We start from the raw sequence: 15,142 nt of genomic DNA, 5'->3' as shown, positions 1-15,142 counted from the left end.
TCTTACTCTTTTTCCGGCCAACTCCTCTTTCACTCCTATTTCTCTTAACTTCTAACTACTCCCTACTCCCTACTCCCTACTCCCTACCTCCACAAAAAGACTTTTTCAGCAAACCCTAATTAATAATTACCTCTCCTTGAAAAGAAGAAGATCGAGGCAAAAGGGAAAATTTTTCCTTTGATCCAATCCTCTTAATCTATAAGAAGAGGTAATTCTAAATTCTAAATTCTAAATTCTAAATTCTAAATTCTAAATTCTTGAACTGTCCATTGCTATATCTTTGTCAATTCAGGATAAAATATAAATATGGCAACTATAGATATCCAAGGGGTTCCACACGCCTACGAATTGACAAACCCCACTAAATTCCCCCATGTACTTATTTTTATACATGGCTGGCTCTTAAGCCGTAACTACTGGCAACCTTTAATCCAAAGACTTTCACCAGATTACCAATGTTTATCTTACGACTTGCGCGGATTCGGTGATTCTCAAACCCACTCAACCCAAAAAAAATTAGTTTTCAACTACAGTCCCGCAGCTTATGTAGAAGACCTGACAATATTATTACAGAAACTCAATATATCTAGTGCCTGGCTCATTGGCCACTCTTTAGGAGGCACCATTGCCTTGTTAGGAGCGAATAGAATGCTCGATATCATCAAGGGAGTAGTCTGTATAAACTCTGGTGGTGGAATTTATATTAAAGAAGAATTTGAAAGATTTAGGTTTGCAGGGGCACAAATTATCAAATTTCGTCCCAGTTGGCTATCTTATTTACCTCTGACAGATTTAATGTTTACAAGGACTCAGGTTGCCACACCTATCTCTCGTAAATGGGGACGACAACGATTAACTGATTTTGTTGGAGCATCTTACGAAGCAGCTCTGGGGACATTATTAGACTCCACTACAGAATCAGAAGTTCATCGCCTGCCACTGGTAGTATCAAAATTGAAGCAACCTGTTTATTTTATTGCTGGAGCAAAAGACCAAATAATGGCTCCTAAATATGTAAAACATTTAGCTAGTTTTCACTGGATGTTTCAAGGCCACGGTGGAAATGTACTAGAAATTCCTGAATGTGGTCATCTAGCAATGTTAGAAAAGCCTAATGATGTGGCTGCCCATATCCGAAGTCTTTTGAAGTAATTAGGGTTTGCTAAAAAAGTATTTTGGTAGGGGTAGGATTCAGGAGTCAGGAGTCAGGAGTCAGAATAAATAGGAATTATAGAGGAGTGTAGAAGAGTATAGTGGGAAGAATTTTCACTTGATTTTTCTGACTTTGCCTGCCCAAAATGCTAATTTTTTGAGCTTTTCGGTCTAAAGAGCTGCATAAAGCTAGTATTTTGGGATGATTATTGCAGAACAATCTTGGGACAATTTTTACGACTACCTCTACCTCCTTTATAACTTCCATTTCTCCTGTCTCCTGTCTCCTGTCTCCTGTCTCCTGTCTCCTACCCCTACTAAAAGACTTTTTCAGCAAACCCTAATTATTCACTCCTATCATTTTTCTTTGCTTCTTCAATATGAAGTCCAACAATCACAAGATCTCGCTTCATACCATCTAAACTAGCCACTTTTGGTAAATAACCCCAACGTTGAAAACCAAACTTATCAAATAACTTTAAACTAGGCTTGTTATGAGCAAAAATAAAACCCAGTAAAGTATTAATTCCTAATTTAGGACTGTAAAAAATTGCCTCTGAAAGTAATTTTTTCCCTATTCCTCGACCTTTATATTCAGGAGCAACATATATACTTACTTCTGCTGTGGCTTTATATGCAGCTGTGCCATAAAAAGACTGAAAACTCAGCCACCCAACAATTTCTTCATCTAATTCCATCACCCAAATTGGACGACTATCAGGTGGGTGTTCTTGATACCAAGGAATACGACTTTCAACCGATATACATTCTATATCTCCAGTAGCAATACGACTAGGAATTGAAGCGTTATAAATTTCTACAATTACAGCTAAATCTTTTTCTTCAGCGTTTCTGATTTTCATTACTGATGTAGCAGTCTTACTTTTAAATTGTGCAGAAAATAGGTTCAACAATTAATAATTAATAATTAATAATTAGGGCTTGCGCTCATAAAGCTAAAAGTCAGGATAGCTAAGTTCATTAATGGATAATGGATAATGAAAAGTATCTAAAATTAGGGCTTGCTGATTAAATCTAAAAGCATTGACATATAGAGGTTTTAGCATTTTTTCGTTAAAAAAAGTCCAATTTTTTAGGTCGTAATGGTTCAAAAAATTAGCATTTTAGGCTCATAGTTGCGCAGAATAATCAAGGGATTATTTTTTCTCCTACCTCCTCTATAATTCCCATTTCTCCTGTCTCCTGTCTCCTGTCTCCTGTCTCCTACCCTTACCTAAGACTTTTTCAGCAAACCCTAATTATCAATTACCAATTATTCATTGGTAATGAGAGAATTTTTACCTAGATTCGATTAATTATCAACTATCAATTATTCATTGTAATAGAGCTTTTTATATTCAATTTATCTCCTATTTATTGGCTCTTATTGGCCTCAAAATACTGAAATTTTCTACTGAAATTCAAGAAAATTTCTTCACATAAAAATGGCTGAAACCGTTGCCTGTTTCCCCTCAAATCGACCTGTCCCCGCATCCCCGCGTCTCCGCGTCCCCATGTCATACTTGTTAAAGCTCACTATTCCCTATTCCCTATTCTCTATTCCCTAGCGCGTAGCGCTATACAACTCCATCACATCTTTTATGGCCATTCGAGAACTAGCTCCTAAGTTCAGAGATGAAATATGACCTCGACTCAGATGATCAGCCGCCGCACAACCAATCATGGCCGCATTATCTGTACATAATTTCAGGGGAGGAAATAGTACCTGCAAATTATTCTTACTTGCTGCTGTACTTAAGTTTTGACGTAACCCACTATTTGCAGCTACACCTCCACCAATAGCAATTGTTTTTAATCCATAATCTAGGGCACAGGCGATCGCTCTTTTTGTTAACCCCTTCGCTACAGTTTCTTGAAAGCTAGCTGCAATGTCCCTAATTATTGAAGACTCAGGTAATAACTCATGGCCTTCTGTTTCCAATTTTTGAATTAATCGCAAGACAGCAGTTTTTAGTCCACTGAAACTACAATCATAAGGGTGATAGCCACCCTCGGGTAAAGAAATTTTCCCTTCAGGTAAAGAAAAAGCCCATTTATTGCCCTCTGCTGCCAATTTATCAATTACAGGACCTCCTGGATAGCCAAGTTTCAATAATCTAGCCACCTTATCAAAAGCTTCTCCTGCTGCATCATCCTTTGTTTGGCCTAATGTTTCATACACACCACAATCTTTGACATAAATTAAACTTGTATGGCCCCCAGAAACCAACAAACAGAGAAAAGGTGGTCTTAATTCTGGTTGACTAAGATAAGTCGCGTAAATATGACCTTCTAAATGATGCACTCCCACAAATGGCTTTTGATGAACAATAGCCAGAGTTTTCGCTGCCGTTATTCCCACTAACAAAGCACCAACTAAACCAGGGGCGCAAGTAGCTCCAATACCATCAATATCTGGCCAATCTAAATCTATCTCTGTAAAAGCCTGAGCGATCGCCTGATTGATTATTTCTAAATGTTGCCGTGAAGCTATTTCTGGCACCACACCTCCATAAAAGCTGTGAATATTAATTTGTGACTTTACGATATTACTTAAAACTTGACGATTCTTAACAATTGCCACAGACGTTTCATCACAACTTGTTTCTATAGCTAAAATTGTTGTCATTGACTGATAAATTTATAAAAATAGCTTGATTACTGTCAGCTTCAAATTTATCATTTCCATTAAGAAAATCCCTACTTTCAGCTTAATTTAGCTACAGAAGTATGGGTAATTGTCAACACTTTGTAATAAAAGGAAACAATTTTATGAGACGATTGTTGGCTTTAGTTTTAGCCATAAGTCTTTGGGTAAGTGGTGCATCAGCAGCATCAGCATATAACTTGGTGCCATGTTCAGAATCACCAGCTTTTCAGGCACGAGCTGAATATGCTCTCCCTACTACGGCCGATCCAGAATCTGGTAAGAAACGGTTTGAACGTTATTCACAAGCACTTTGTGGAGAAGACGGACTACCTCATTTAATAGTAGATGGTAGTCTGAATCGCGCTGGAGATTTCCTCATTCCTAGCATTTTATTCTTATATATTACAGGTTGGATTGGTTGGGCTGGTCGTTCCTATCTACAAGCAATTAAATCTGGTAAGAACCCAGAGGAAAAAGAGATTATTATCGATGTTCCTTTAGCAATCCAAAAAATGCTAGGTGCAGCTCTATGGCCAATGTTGGCATTAGGAGAATTTACCTCTGGTAAAATGTTTGCTGAAGAAAACGAAATTACTGTTTCCCCACGCTAAAACATCAACTAAGGAATTAAAATAAACTAAGTAATTGTAATTAGTATAAAAATACTAATTACTAACTGCCAAAAGTTCCAAAACAATGTTAAAAAACATTGTCTAAAAAATACCTGATTTGACAATCAGTTTCTAGGAGAAATATTCATGCAAGACCTACTTAAGTATCTATCAACAGCCCCAGTTTTGGCTGCAGCCTGGATGATTATCACAGCCGGAATTTTAATTGAGTTTAATCGTTTTTTCCCAGACTTACTTTTCCACCCAATGTAAAAGCAAAAAAGTTAACTCAGAGTTGTCTGGATTAATCTAAAGTCTGAAACAAAATGTAGATTAAATTCTGAATCAATATCAGATGAAAAATAGTGGTTAATTCAGAAATCAAAATTATATACTAAATAGTCTATCAAGCAAAAAATGATGAGTATGTTGAGTATCAAAGCCTTCTAAATAAGCGTTATTGAGAAATAGTAACTTATTAAATATAACTTGATAGACTACTAAAGTTGAAAATCTGATTTCTGAAACCACTTTAAAATTTAGCTATTACCAACTCAGTGATCATCTTGAATAAAAAAGGAACCTAAGCTGAAGGTTGAGAAATAAGAGTGAGGAAAATGGGTAAACAACTACCTTTTGAACTGCGAATTTGGTATAAATAATAAGGCAAATATTAAAAAGTTCCAACATAATAGCCGAAAAACAGACTTAATGAAATCCTATCTCGCAGCAGCAATATCAATGACAAGTGTGCCTGACTGGTCAAAAAATCTAGCCCAGGCAGAAGAATTAATAGACTTAGCAGTCCGTCAAGGCGCAGAGTTAGTTACCTTGCCAGAAAATTTTCCCTTCTTGGGTGAAGAAAAAGAGAAAATTGCCCAAGCAGAAACCATCGCCACAGAAAGTGAAAAATTTCTCAAAACAACAGCTCAAAAATTCCAAATCACAATTCTAGGAGGTGGGTATCCAGTACCTACAACAGAAGGTAAAGTTTATAACGTTGCATCCCTAGTCGCTCCTAATGGCAAAGAAGTAGCCAGGTATGAAAAAGCACATTTATTTGATGTTAACTTACCTGACGGTAATACCTACCGAGAATCGAACACCGTTAAACCAGGTGCCAAATTACCTTCAGTCTATTCATCAAAAGATTATGGGAATTTAGGCATATCAGTATGCTATGATGTAAGATTCCCTGAATTATACAGACACCTCTCAAACGCCGGGGCTGAAGTCCTATTCGTACCAGCAGCCTTCACTGCATATACAGGAAAAGACCACTGGCAAGTATTACTTCAAGCAAGGGCAATAGAAAATACCTGTTATATCATTGCTCCAGCTCAAACAGGTAACCACTATGGCAGAAGACAAACTCATGGCCATGCAATGATAATTGACCCTTGGGGTTTAATCTTGGCAGATACTGAAGATAAACCAGGAGTAGCGATCGCAGAAATTAACCCATCCAGATTAGAACAAGTTCGTAGACAAATGCCATCCCTACAACATAGAGTATTTATGTGAACTACCCCAACTTGCTACGCTGAAGTTGGAGCTTCTGAATTCACAGGGGAATGCCTCAAAATAGGCTTACCGAATAATTAGGGTTTGCTGAATAAAATTGTAATCAATACCTGTAAAGGCTTCCATAGTTTTTTATTATGAAAAAGTACAAGGTTTTTGGCTCTTTTTGTCTCAAAATGCTAATACTTTTCCCCTGACAATGCCGAAAATTTGGCCGTAGCAGATAGTCTAAACTGTTGCCTGTTCCCTGTTCCCTGTTGCCAATCACCACCAGACTTTTTCAGCAAACCCTAATTAAGGTTTAAAGCCTCTCCTTTAAAGGAGAAACAAGAAAAAATTTTCCTTTTATTCAATCCTCTTCCTTTTAGGGCTATCCATTATAAGCAAAATTCTTTACAAAAGTGGATAATGCCTATTATCAAAAGCTTACGAGCATTTTGTTGGTTTTACAAGCTTTGACAAACTGACTAACTTGTGTATTCCTAAAAGTTATTTTTTGTCATTGTGATCGCAACGACACTAGGAGCTTTCAGACTTCTAAACATCAAATGATATTTTTGTCAAGTTTTATGTTAAGAAAGATGTTTATAAAGCATAGCTGGTTTTACCGGGAATTGCCGGGCTTGATGTATCTGTAGTTTATAGTCAAGAAAATTGATAAACATTCCCCATCCCACATCAGAAATAGCTTGAGCTAAGTTATGATTACAAACCATACCCTTGATATTCAAATTCTCCACAACCACTACTTGATTATCATTGCACTACCTTTTTAGGATGAAGCGCTCGAGGGCAGGCTCTAGCTGAAGTACCAGTTAATTCTGTCTCTAACTTTCCAATATTCTTTATTTCAGGTTAGATAAATATTAAATATACATTTTAGATAGTTAGATATTTTTTATATATACTCACCAAAAAATATTTTTATCACAAAAGATTAGCGCTCTGTGCCTAAAGTCCTGTTACATTAAGTCAAGATGATTTAGAAAAACTTAATGTTTAGTTCAATGGCAGGGTTTAATTTTTTGAATGAATCTTTCCTATTTACTTTATCCGGCAAATTTCAGCCGATATTAGCTACAGCGACAGAAACAGAAGTAGAACCAGCAATGGTAGTTGCAGGAGTGCTTTTGAGTCTAGTCGCAATTTATATAGCCAGTAAAGCAGGGGGCGAATTTTTTAACTGGCTAGGTTTTCCACCAGTATTAGGTGAACTGGTAGGGGGTGTAGTTATCGGTATTTCTGCCTTAAACCTGGTAGTCTTTCCAGAAAGTGGGGCAGATAGTTCCACATCAGTAATTGTTAGTATTTTAGAAGCAACAGCAGGTTTAACCCCTGACGCTGCGGAAGCTACATTTCAAGTCCAAAGTGAAGTCCTCGAAGTTCTATCCGAACTGGGGGTCATCATTTTGTTATTTGAAATTGGCCTAGAGTCCAATATTAGAGACTTAATGCAAGTAGGTATCCAATCCCTAATTGTAGCAATTGTGGGAGTGACATTACCATTTGTCGCTGGTACAGCAGGAATGATGATCATATTCCATGTCTCAGCAGTGCCAGCAATTTTTGCAGGAGCAGCTCTTACAGCTACCAGTATTGGTATTACTTCCAGGGTACTAGCAGAAATTAACCGCCTCAATACTCAAGAAGGTCAAATTATTTTAGGTGCTGCTGTCATAGATGATGTTTTGGGTATTATTATCCTGGCAGTAGTAGCAAGTTTAGCAAAAACTGGCGAAGTCGATGTAGTCAATGCCGTCTATCTGATCGTTAGTGCTAGCGTATTTTTGGTAGGTGCAATATTGTTAGGTCGTTTCTTTAATGACACCTTTGTTTTCTTTGGTGAAAAATTTAAAACTCGTGGACGAGCAGTTATTCCAGCTTTGACGATCGCCTTATTTATGTCCTACATTGGTACAGCGATCCATTTGGAAGCGATATTGGGAGCTTTTGCTGCAGGATTGGTTTTAGATAACTTAGATCAAACAGAGATAGGTAGAGAGTTAGAAGAACTAATTCGTCCTATTTCTGATGTCGTCGTTCCCATATTCTTTGTCACAGTGGGGACAAAAACCAATCTTGGAGTTCTCAACCCAGCTATTCCTACTAACCGTGAAGGTTTAGTTATCGCGATCTTCTTAATAGTTGTTGCTATTGTGGGTAAAGTTGCCTGTGGTTTTAGTGTCTTTGGTTTAGATAACATTAACCGTTTAGCTGTTGGTGTTGGTATGGTGCCACGAGGTGAAGTTGGTTTGGTTTTTGCCTCAGTTGGTTCCGCTAGTGGCGCTTTATCTCCTGCTTTGGATGTAGCAATTATTCTCATGGTGATTATTACAACATTCTTAGCACCACCATTACTGCGAGTAGTTTTCGGAGAAGGAGAAGCAGAAAAAGTAACTGAAACTTCTGGGTAGTTATTTGCAAAAGGTTGATTTTTTAGAGTTCTCTTGTATATAACCCATTTGAGATATTGGACAAGAGATGGGGAGCTGGGGAGATAAGCTCACAAGAGTAGCTTTTTACTTTCTGGTTGTGTAAGCATTTCCTACGGAATGCTGCGCAAACAGCCGTCAGCTATCGGAACTGCATTAACAGCTATGAATTTTGGGTCCGCGTAAAAGCAACCTTTGAAATTGAAAAAGAATAAAAAATTACTGCTAAAGTCCCTGGACAAAACCTTAGAAGTAATTATTCATTACTAATTGCTGAATGCTGACTGCTGATAGCTGAATGCTTACCTGGTTGTGACTAGACTTAGAGAAAAAGGAAGACTTGGAAGACAAGGGAGAAAAAGCGTAGATATTTTGAGTTTAAATGTATCTATGCTTACAGATTTCTTTCCCCTTTTGTTATTTAAGTAGGGTTTGCTGATTAAATCTCAAAGTATTGACTGATATTGGTAAGTGCCTTTTTCAGTTCTGAAAAAGTACCTAGTTTTTGGCTATTGTTGTCTCAAAATGGTAAAGTTTTGACCCTGACAATGCCGAAAATTTGACCGTAGCAGATAGTTTAAACTCTTCCCTCTCTTGGTGCGCGTTCCCTTGCGACTAGCCTCCTCCGGAGGAGCTAAAGCTAACGTTGTCGCGGGGTTGCACCGCTGTACCCTGTTCCTTTCCTTCACTAACAGACTTTTTCAGCAAACCCTAATTATCAAAAATATACCCTTTGAAGAGGGAAATAAGGAAGTGGAGAGTCTTTTTTAACCATTTTCATTTTCCCATATTCCTTCTCTCCATCTCCTAGCTCCTGACAAAAAAACTTACAGCAGTTTTCTAGTTGATGAGGTACAACGTTTTATTGCTCTAGGCAACAGGCAACAGGCAACAGGCAACAGGAAATATAGGAATAAATAGTCTTATAGCTGTACCTCACTATCCTCAAAAGTGCTGTAATTGCCGACAAAGATACCAAATTGGTCCTATCAGTCAAATTTATAAGAAATCTAAAACTTTGTAGGCGGAAAGAACTAATGCATCTAATACGATAATTAGGGCTTGCTGATTAAATATCAAAGCATTTACAGGTAAAGGTTTTAACCTTTTTAGGATCGAAAAAACTGCGCCTGTTTCAGCTCTTCACGCTCATGCATGGAGCGTATTTTAGGCGCATAGTTGGGCAGAAAAATCATTCTTACAATTCTTAACTACTACCTCCTCGCTCATTCCCCGTTCTTCCTGTCTCCTGTCTTCCCCTCCACCGTAGCAGGGCTGTTTCATTCTCGATAGACAGGGGGACAGGGGGACAGGGGGACAGGGGGACAGGGGGACAGGGGGACAGGGGGACAGGGGGACACGGAGACACGGAGACACGGAGACACGGAGACACGGAGACACGGAGACACGGAGACACGGAGACACGGAGACACGGGGATGAGGGCTTTTAATTTATGATTATAAGGTTGACTTTTCACCATTTTAGTCAGAGCAAAAGGGATGCTTATTGGCGCTCAAAATCGGCAAATTTTGGCAAATTTCACTGTTCCACAATGCCCTCATGTCCCGTTCTCCCTAAACCTTTAATCTACAATACTTTGAAACAGCCCTGCCTCCACCGTAGGGGGAGGGGCGAGGGGTGGGTTGTCTCCCCTACTATTCCCTCTGTTCTGGAGATGTCTACTATTAAGAATTTCCTGTTCCTTGTTCCCTGCGAGCAGAAAAATCCTCTTCTTGATGCTCCCAGGGAACCTCTCAAATTAGTCTCTACTCGCTACTCACTTCTATAATAAGTTTCACCGAGATTAATCAAGTCCAAAACTAATTTCGCTAACTCATCAGTTGCCCCAAGAGGTGGGATCAAATGGAATTTAATAGAGGGGTATATTTGAGTAAATTGATTAACTGTATCAGCGATCGCATCAGTAATACCCCCATTAAACAGAAAATAAGGTAAAATTCCAATTTTTAGATATCCTTGTCCAATTAAAAACTCGACTTTTGACTTCAGGTCGGGAGAAACAGACCAATAAGCAGTACAAACCAAAACTTGACAACTGCTTTCCAGATACTGGGCTATTTTTTCCACAGGTTCATTGCCACCTGGACGACGACTGCCATGAGAAATAAGTACCCAAGCATCAACAGTCACAGAAGTGATTTTGGCTGCAAGTAAACCTGCCATTTCTGGATGGGAACCAATATAGGGGCAGAGAGTGATTTTAGTTTGGCTATCAGTTTCAGAGTTAAGTTTAGATTTGAGATGACTTTTTTCCTTTGCTTTAACCTTGTGCTTGAATGCCTCTATTTCTGCTGGAATATCCTCAGTAACATGAACTCCTGGTAATAGAAATAAAGGAATTATTTTGAATTGACTAACGTAGAGCGATCGCCCATATTCCCAAAAATCTTCAATTTGTTCGTGCAAAGATTTAAGCCCCAGCTCTAAAACCCCTGTACCAACTAAAGAACATTGAGGAATATCATTACTTCTAAAATTTCCAGTTAAATTTATTTGCCCAGACAAAAGTCCAGCTAGTGCTTGTAATTCTAGGAGCGTTCGTGGGTTACGACTACCATGAGATACTAAAAAATAGGTTGATAGCAATTTTAACTTTGACCTAACTATATATATTAAGTAAAACTTTAGAGCAATTTTAATCCTGATTTAGTTGAAAGTTGTATACCTCTTAGTACACATTAACCAAATCAAATTTATCTAGATATTGAGTAAAAGTCCAATCAATCCCTTTTAAATGAGTTAATTCTGTCTTGTCCAGTATCTCTGCAAATTATTTAATTGATAATTATAACACTTACTTTGGGGCCAGTTAATATTGGTAAATGTATATAAAGATTAAATATTTCCGAGAAAAATCTGCTATGATTATAATAAATACCAATATATTCAGTAGAACACATACAAGGAGAAAAAAATGGCCAAAGAAGATGTGAAAAGCGTTACCGTACTGCAAAGTGATGATGACTTTGGTGGCTCTCCAGCAACCCTCTATGGAAAGTCCCCCAGCAGTAAGAAAAAGAAAAAGAAAAAACAGGCACGTGCTTTGAAGCCTATAGAAAAAATGGTATTTTCAATGGCTAAAAGCTATGACAAAGCTAGTAAAGAGTATCGCGATCGTCACGAAAAATCTAACAAAAAGAAGAAAAACGGTTGGATTAAAGATTTGCCCAAAAACTATAGCAAGTCTATGTCTAAGATGGGTGGAATGGGCGTAATGGGTATTAAGTTATTTGAATAATTTCAATATTAATATTGATTAGCAGAAAACCCAAGTTATTAAGTTCCGAAAAATAAACATCTACTGACATATATAGTTTAGTAGAAAATATTCAGAGGAGAAATAAAGTGGCTAAAGAAGACGTAAAAAGCGTTACCGTACTGCAAAGTGATGATGACTTTGGTGGCTCTCCAGCAACCCTCTATGGTAAATCAGCCAAAAGGAAAAAAAAGAAAAAGAAAAAGCAGGCACGTGCTTTGAAGCCTTATGAAAAAATGGTGTTTTCCATGGCGAAAAAATATGACAAGGCCACCAAAGAATATCGCGATCGTCACGAAAGATCTAACCGGAAGAAGAAAAACGGTTGGATTAAAGATTTCCCCAAAAACTACAGCAAGGCTTTGTCTAAAATGGGGGGCTTCGGCTACATGGGTATTAAATTGTTTGAATAATTTCAATATTAGTACTAATTAGTAGAAAGCCCAACTATACAGAGAAAGTTTTACTGAAAACTTTCATATAAACTTTAGACTAATGGGGGTAAGTCTGAATACTAGCTTTGGTTAATAACGATAAGTGAGACTTTTGAAAAAGGAATCAGACTAAAGCAAAATCCTGATTTGCTAGATGCTCCATTTGTGGAGCAAGAGGCTGAGAATAATAGTTTAGCCTTGCTATTAGTAAGTTATGAGGAGTATGTTAAAAGTAAGAATTGATTGGCATCATACTCCTCATTTTTCTATCTGTGAAGGCAGGTTTAAAAGGGACTTTGTTAAACTAACTCAGGAAATACACAACCAATAACGGATGCAAGAAAAAAATAATTGCAGGCTTTTGGTAAAATTTCTCTTAGCAACATAATTAGTGAAAATTAAGGAGATCAAAAAAATGGTAATGTCATCTGATACTAGTGAAAAAAGCGCAAAGCAACCAGCAAACACGGTTATTTTAGAGTTTGGAGGGGCTAAGAGTGACGATATCGATGATTTACGCAGAGGTGAGGGTAAGGTATTCAAAAGAATAGGCCAAACAATTGAAAAACTACAAGAATCAGGCGAAATTTCGGATAATATACAGCCCATAATTGTTATTCTTAAGAAAAAGAAAAGTAAGAAAGGACTTTTAGACTAAGAAGATTTTCTTACTATAGCTATCGTGAGTGTAAGCGTTGTAAGTTCCTTTAAAAGTTTCATAACTATAAGTTATGACTGATGGAATAATGCTTTGATCGACTTCGAGTATTATGCTCGAAGTTATGTATGTTAGGTGAAATAGTGATTTTAGCTTCTTAACTTAATCTCCTAGTATTTAAGTAAAACTTGAATAAACTTTAGAGAAAGGCATGAAGTCGAAAAACTATAACATTTTTCCTGGCAACATTAAGTTAAATTAAGTAGTAAAAATTTCAGGAGAAAACAAAAATGAAACAACAAGCCAACACTATTGTTTTAGAAATGAGTGGTGCAGATAAAGACGATATCTATGACTTTCGGAGGGGCGAAGGCAAGATATTCAGAAGAATACGCTCGATTATAGAACAATTAAAAGAAGAAGGTTCAGTAGATGAGAATGCACAGCCTGTAATTGCCCTAGTCCAGAAAAAGAAGGAGAACAAGGGACTCTTAGACTAGAGAAATTAACACCTACGCAATTTACTAAACTTTGCTATCAACTTGAAAGCAACATATCCTAACAGATAGAGTTTCGCTTTAAGTCCAATAACAGTTCAATCAAGTCCCGCCTGTAGAGTGAGGGCTTGATATTTTTTTTCCTTAAGGCAAATAATTTTTTTATGTAAAGGTGTATCAAAATCCCCTATAATACTTAAGCAGAAATTATAAGCTCAAGTTGATCACGTGAACATACTATTAGTCTGTACAGAAAAGTTACCAGTTCCTTATGTCCGAGGTGGAGCTATCCAGACATACATAGACGGTATTCTACCTTACTTGAAACGAGAGCATGAAATCACAGTATTCTCTATAGCAGACCCAGATTTAGCAGATAGAGAAATTAGAGACAATATTCGTTACGAGCGCACTGTAGCAGACACTTCAGAAGAATACTATCAAGCTGTAGCCAAATTTGTAGAAGGGAAAAATTTTTATTGGATCGTAATTTATAACCGTCCTAAGTATGTGTCCTTGGTTGCCGAAGCAGCTCCTAATAGTCACTTTCTTCTTAGTATGCACAACGAAATGTTCCATGCTAAAAAAATTGAACCACAAGAGGCAATTAAATGCCTGGAACGAGTAGAAAAAGTAGTGACAGTTAGTAAATTTATTGCTGATGGTATTGCCAAATTATTTCCAGAATATAAACACAAACTGCAACCTGTATATGCTGGAGTAGACCTCAAGCGCTTTCAGCCAAGGTGGGTAGAAGGTGTAAAAGAGAAACGAGAAGCAATGCTAGCGACTTATGGCTTGGAGGGCAAAAAAGTAGTCCTTTGCGTGGGCAGGTTGACAGATAAAAAAGGACCTCATCTGCTAATATCAGCTATTGCCAAAGTAATCGAAAAACACCCATCTGCTGTATTATTTTTAGTAGGCAGTAAATGGTACGGAAATAACAAAGAAAACGATTATGTCCGTGAAATTAAAATAGAAGCAGAAAAGTTAGGCCAAGCAGTTCAGATGACTGGTTTTATCCCACCATCAGAAGTTGCAGATTATTTCCTATTAGGCGATCTATTCGTATGCGCATCTCAATGGGAAGAGCCTCTAGCGAGGGTACATTACGAAGCAATGGCAACTGGACTATGCATTATTACTACTGCTAGGGGAGGGAACCCTGAAGTAATTGTCCCTGGAAAAAATGGTATTGTAATCTCAGACTACGACAATCCTGATGCCTTTGCCAATCAGATCGACTACTTATTGTCAAAACCAAAGAAGAGTGAAAAAATGGGAAGAATAGGACGCCAGATCGCGGAATTACATTATAGCTGGTCAAGAGTAGCTTGGGATATTTTGAGTATTATTAATGACTCAACATCAATTTCGGTAGAAACGCTGCCAGAAATAAAAGAAACTAAAGAAGCAGGATAAATATAATAAATTTGTCCGCATTTTGTGAAATGGTCAACCTAGAAAACTATTTAGCTCAGTAGGTGAAGTTTAGACCTATTTCAAGTCTGTGGAGAAATTAAGTTAAAGACTGCGGGAGCTTGGTATTCAATGTTTGTGCAGCATGGCATCAGCAAAGCAAGAACTGAGGCGCCAAAAGTTATCGGTTTAAGTAAGTTTAGTAGAACGGAAAAGAGAAGATCAAGCCTAAATACTTCTTAGTTTAGTCTAATTTTCATGGGTAATAGATAGCTTGAGCTACAAAGAACTAGATGAAAAAGCACGGGCGATCACTGTAGAACTTCAAAAAAAAAGTGGGTAGGAAAGAAAGGCTTTGCTGTTATATACTTAAGGACTAGAATTTATTGCAGCCTTATTTGCTTGTCTTTATGCAGAAGTAATTGCTATTCCAGTACCACCGCGATATCTAATATCTAATTAGGGCTTGCTGATTAAATATCATATC

At 37.5% G+C, this 15,142-nt stretch carries 13 protein-coding genes and 1 pseudogene; 10 read left to right on the top strand and 4 right to left on the bottom strand.

The features are described from left to right. Positions 1–306: 306 nt before the first annotated feature. Positions 307–1,152, top strand: a complete 846-nt coding sequence (locus F6K54_RS02875) for an alpha/beta fold hydrolase (RefSeq protein WP_293074182.1) — start codon at positions 307–309, stop codon at positions 1,150–1,152. A gap of 344 nt (positions 1,153–1,496) precedes the next feature. On the opposite strand, the gene F6K54_RS02870 is transcribed toward F6K54_RS02875, so the two are convergent. Both F6K54_RS02870 and tsaD read right to left on the bottom strand, forming a co-directional pair. Continuing rightward, positions 1,497–2,015 (bottom strand): GNAT family N-acetyltransferase, encoded by a 519-nt coding sequence (locus tag F6K54_RS02870; protein WP_293074179.1) that lies wholly within the window; start codon positions 2,013–2,015, stop codon positions 1,497–1,499. A 701-nt stretch (positions 2,016–2,716) separates the two neighbouring features. Then, a complete protein-coding gene (tsaD, locus tag F6K54_RS02865) occupies positions 2,717–3,781 on the bottom strand; it encodes a tRNA (adenosine(37)-N6)-threonylcarbamoyltransferase complex transferase subunit TsaD (RefSeq protein ID WP_293074176.1) in 1,065 nt (354 codons plus the stop codon). Positions 3,782–3,924: 143 nt separating this feature from the next. Between tsaD and F6K54_RS02860 the strand changes: the two genes are divergently transcribed. The 3 genes from F6K54_RS02860 (at position 3,925) to F6K54_RS02850 (ending at position 5,937) form a co-directional block, all read left to right on the top strand. Then, positions 3,925–4,413: a Photosystem I reaction center subunit III gene (locus tag F6K54_RS02860; protein WP_293074174.1), complete on the top strand. Its 489-nt coding sequence runs from the start codon at positions 3,925–3,927 to the stop codon at positions 4,411–4,413. 147 nt (positions 4,414–4,560) lie between these two features. Further along, entirely contained in the window at positions 4,561–4,686 is a 126-nt protein-coding gene (gene psaJ / locus F6K54_RS02855) for a photosystem I reaction center subunit IX (protein ID WP_124143070.1), read from the top strand. Positions 4,687–5,124: 438 nt separating this feature from the next. Continuing rightward, positions 5,125–5,937: a carbon-nitrogen hydrolase family protein gene (locus F6K54_RS02850; protein ID WP_293074171.1), complete on the top strand. Its 813-nt coding sequence runs from the start codon at positions 5,125–5,127 to the stop codon at positions 5,935–5,937. Positions 5,938–6,569: 632 nt separating this feature from the next. On the opposite strand, the pseudogene F6K54_RS02845 reads toward F6K54_RS02850, so the two are convergent. After that, a pseudogene (locus F6K54_RS02845) lies at positions 6,570–6,698 on the bottom strand (RNA-guided endonuclease TnpB family protein); the annotation flags it as partial. A 234-nt stretch (positions 6,699–6,932) separates the two neighbouring features. Between F6K54_RS02845 and F6K54_RS02840 the strand changes: the two are divergent. Continuing rightward, positions 6,933–8,351, top strand: coding sequence for a cation:proton antiporter (locus F6K54_RS02840; RefSeq protein WP_293074169.1), 1,419 nt, complete (start codon positions 6,933–6,935; stop codon positions 8,349–8,351). A gap of 1,792 nt (positions 8,352–10,143) precedes the next feature. Here the strand turns inward: F6K54_RS02840 and F6K54_RS02835 are convergent. Further along, positions 10,144–10,977, bottom strand: a complete 834-nt coding sequence (locus tag F6K54_RS02835; protein WP_293074166.1) for a sirohydrochlorin chelatase — start codon at positions 10,975–10,977, stop codon at positions 10,144–10,146. A gap of 328 nt (positions 10,978–11,305) precedes the next feature. Here F6K54_RS02835 and F6K54_RS02830 point away from each other — a divergent pair, with 328 nt between their 5' ends. The 5 genes from F6K54_RS02830 to F6K54_RS02810 all read left to right on the top strand — a co-directional run bounded on the left by F6K54_RS02830 (position 11,306) and on the right by F6K54_RS02810 (position 14,658). Continuing rightward, a complete protein-coding gene (locus F6K54_RS02830; RefSeq protein WP_293074164.1) occupies positions 11,306–11,629 on the top strand; it encodes a hypothetical protein in 324 nt (107 codons plus the stop codon). 107 nt (positions 11,630–11,736) lie between these two features. Then, on the top strand, positions 11,737–12,060 hold the full coding sequence (locus F6K54_RS02825; protein WP_293074161.1) for a hypothetical protein: 324 nt from the start codon (positions 11,737–11,739) through the stop codon (positions 12,058–12,060). Between the two features lie 436 nt (positions 12,061–12,496). After that, entirely contained in the window at positions 12,497–12,739 is a 243-nt protein-coding gene (locus tag F6K54_RS02820) for a hypothetical protein (protein ID WP_293074158.1), read from the top strand. Between the two features lie 290 nt (positions 12,740–13,029). Next, on the top strand, positions 13,030–13,239 hold the full coding sequence (locus F6K54_RS02815; RefSeq protein WP_293074155.1) for a hypothetical protein: 210 nt from the start codon (positions 13,030–13,032) through the stop codon (positions 13,237–13,239). A 225-nt stretch (positions 13,240–13,464) separates the two neighbouring features. Next, positions 13,465–14,658 (top strand): glycosyltransferase family 4 protein, encoded by a 1,194-nt coding sequence (locus F6K54_RS02810; RefSeq protein ID WP_293074152.1) that lies wholly within the window; start codon positions 13,465–13,467, stop codon positions 14,656–14,658. The last annotated feature ends 484 nt before the right edge of the window (positions 14,659–15,142 follow it).

The sequence above is a fragment of the Okeania sp. SIO3B5 genome (assembly GCF_010692555.1).
Classification (GTDB): domain Bacteria; phylum Cyanobacteriota; class Cyanobacteriia; order Cyanobacteriales; family Microcoleaceae; genus Okeania.
The sequence above is the reverse complement of the archived record's forward strand: the minus strand, read 5'-3'. Positions and strand labels throughout refer to the sequence as shown.

Excerpts from the sequence above, each read along its gene's own strand:
- F6K54_RS02875 (WP_293074182.1), top strand. The coding sequence starts at position 307 with ATGGCAACTATAGATATCCAAGGGGTTCCACACGCCTACGAATTGACA.
- F6K54_RS02870 (WP_293074179.1), bottom strand. The coding sequence starts at position 2,015 with ATGAAAATCAGAAACGCTGAAGAAAAAGATTTAGCTGTAATTGTAGAA.
- tsaD (WP_293074176.1), bottom strand. The coding sequence starts at position 3,781 with ATGACAACAATTTTAGCTATAGAAACAAGTTGTGATGAAACGTCTGTG.
- F6K54_RS02860 (WP_293074174.1), top strand. The coding sequence starts at position 3,925 with ATGAGACGATTGTTGGCTTTAGTTTTAGCCATAAGTCTTTGGGTAAGT.
- psaJ (WP_124143070.1), top strand. The coding sequence starts at position 4,561 with ATGCAAGACCTACTTAAGTATCTATCAACAGCCCCAGTTTTGGCTGCA.
- F6K54_RS02850 (WP_293074171.1), top strand. The coding sequence starts at position 5,125 with ATGAAATCCTATCTCGCAGCAGCAATATCAATGACAAGTGTGCCTGAC.
- F6K54_RS02840 (WP_293074169.1), top strand. The coding sequence starts at position 6,933 with ATGTTTAGTTCAATGGCAGGGTTTAATTTTTTGAATGAATCTTTCCTA.
- F6K54_RS02830 (WP_293074164.1), top strand. The coding sequence starts at position 11,306 with ATGGCCAAAGAAGATGTGAAAAGCGTTACCGTACTGCAAAGTGATGAT.
- F6K54_RS02820 (WP_293074158.1), top strand. The coding sequence starts at position 12,497 with ATGGTAATGTCATCTGATACTAGTGAAAAAAGCGCAAAGCAACCAGCA.
- F6K54_RS02815 (WP_293074155.1), top strand. The coding sequence starts at position 13,030 with ATGAAACAACAAGCCAACACTATTGTTTTAGAAATGAGTGGTGCAGAT.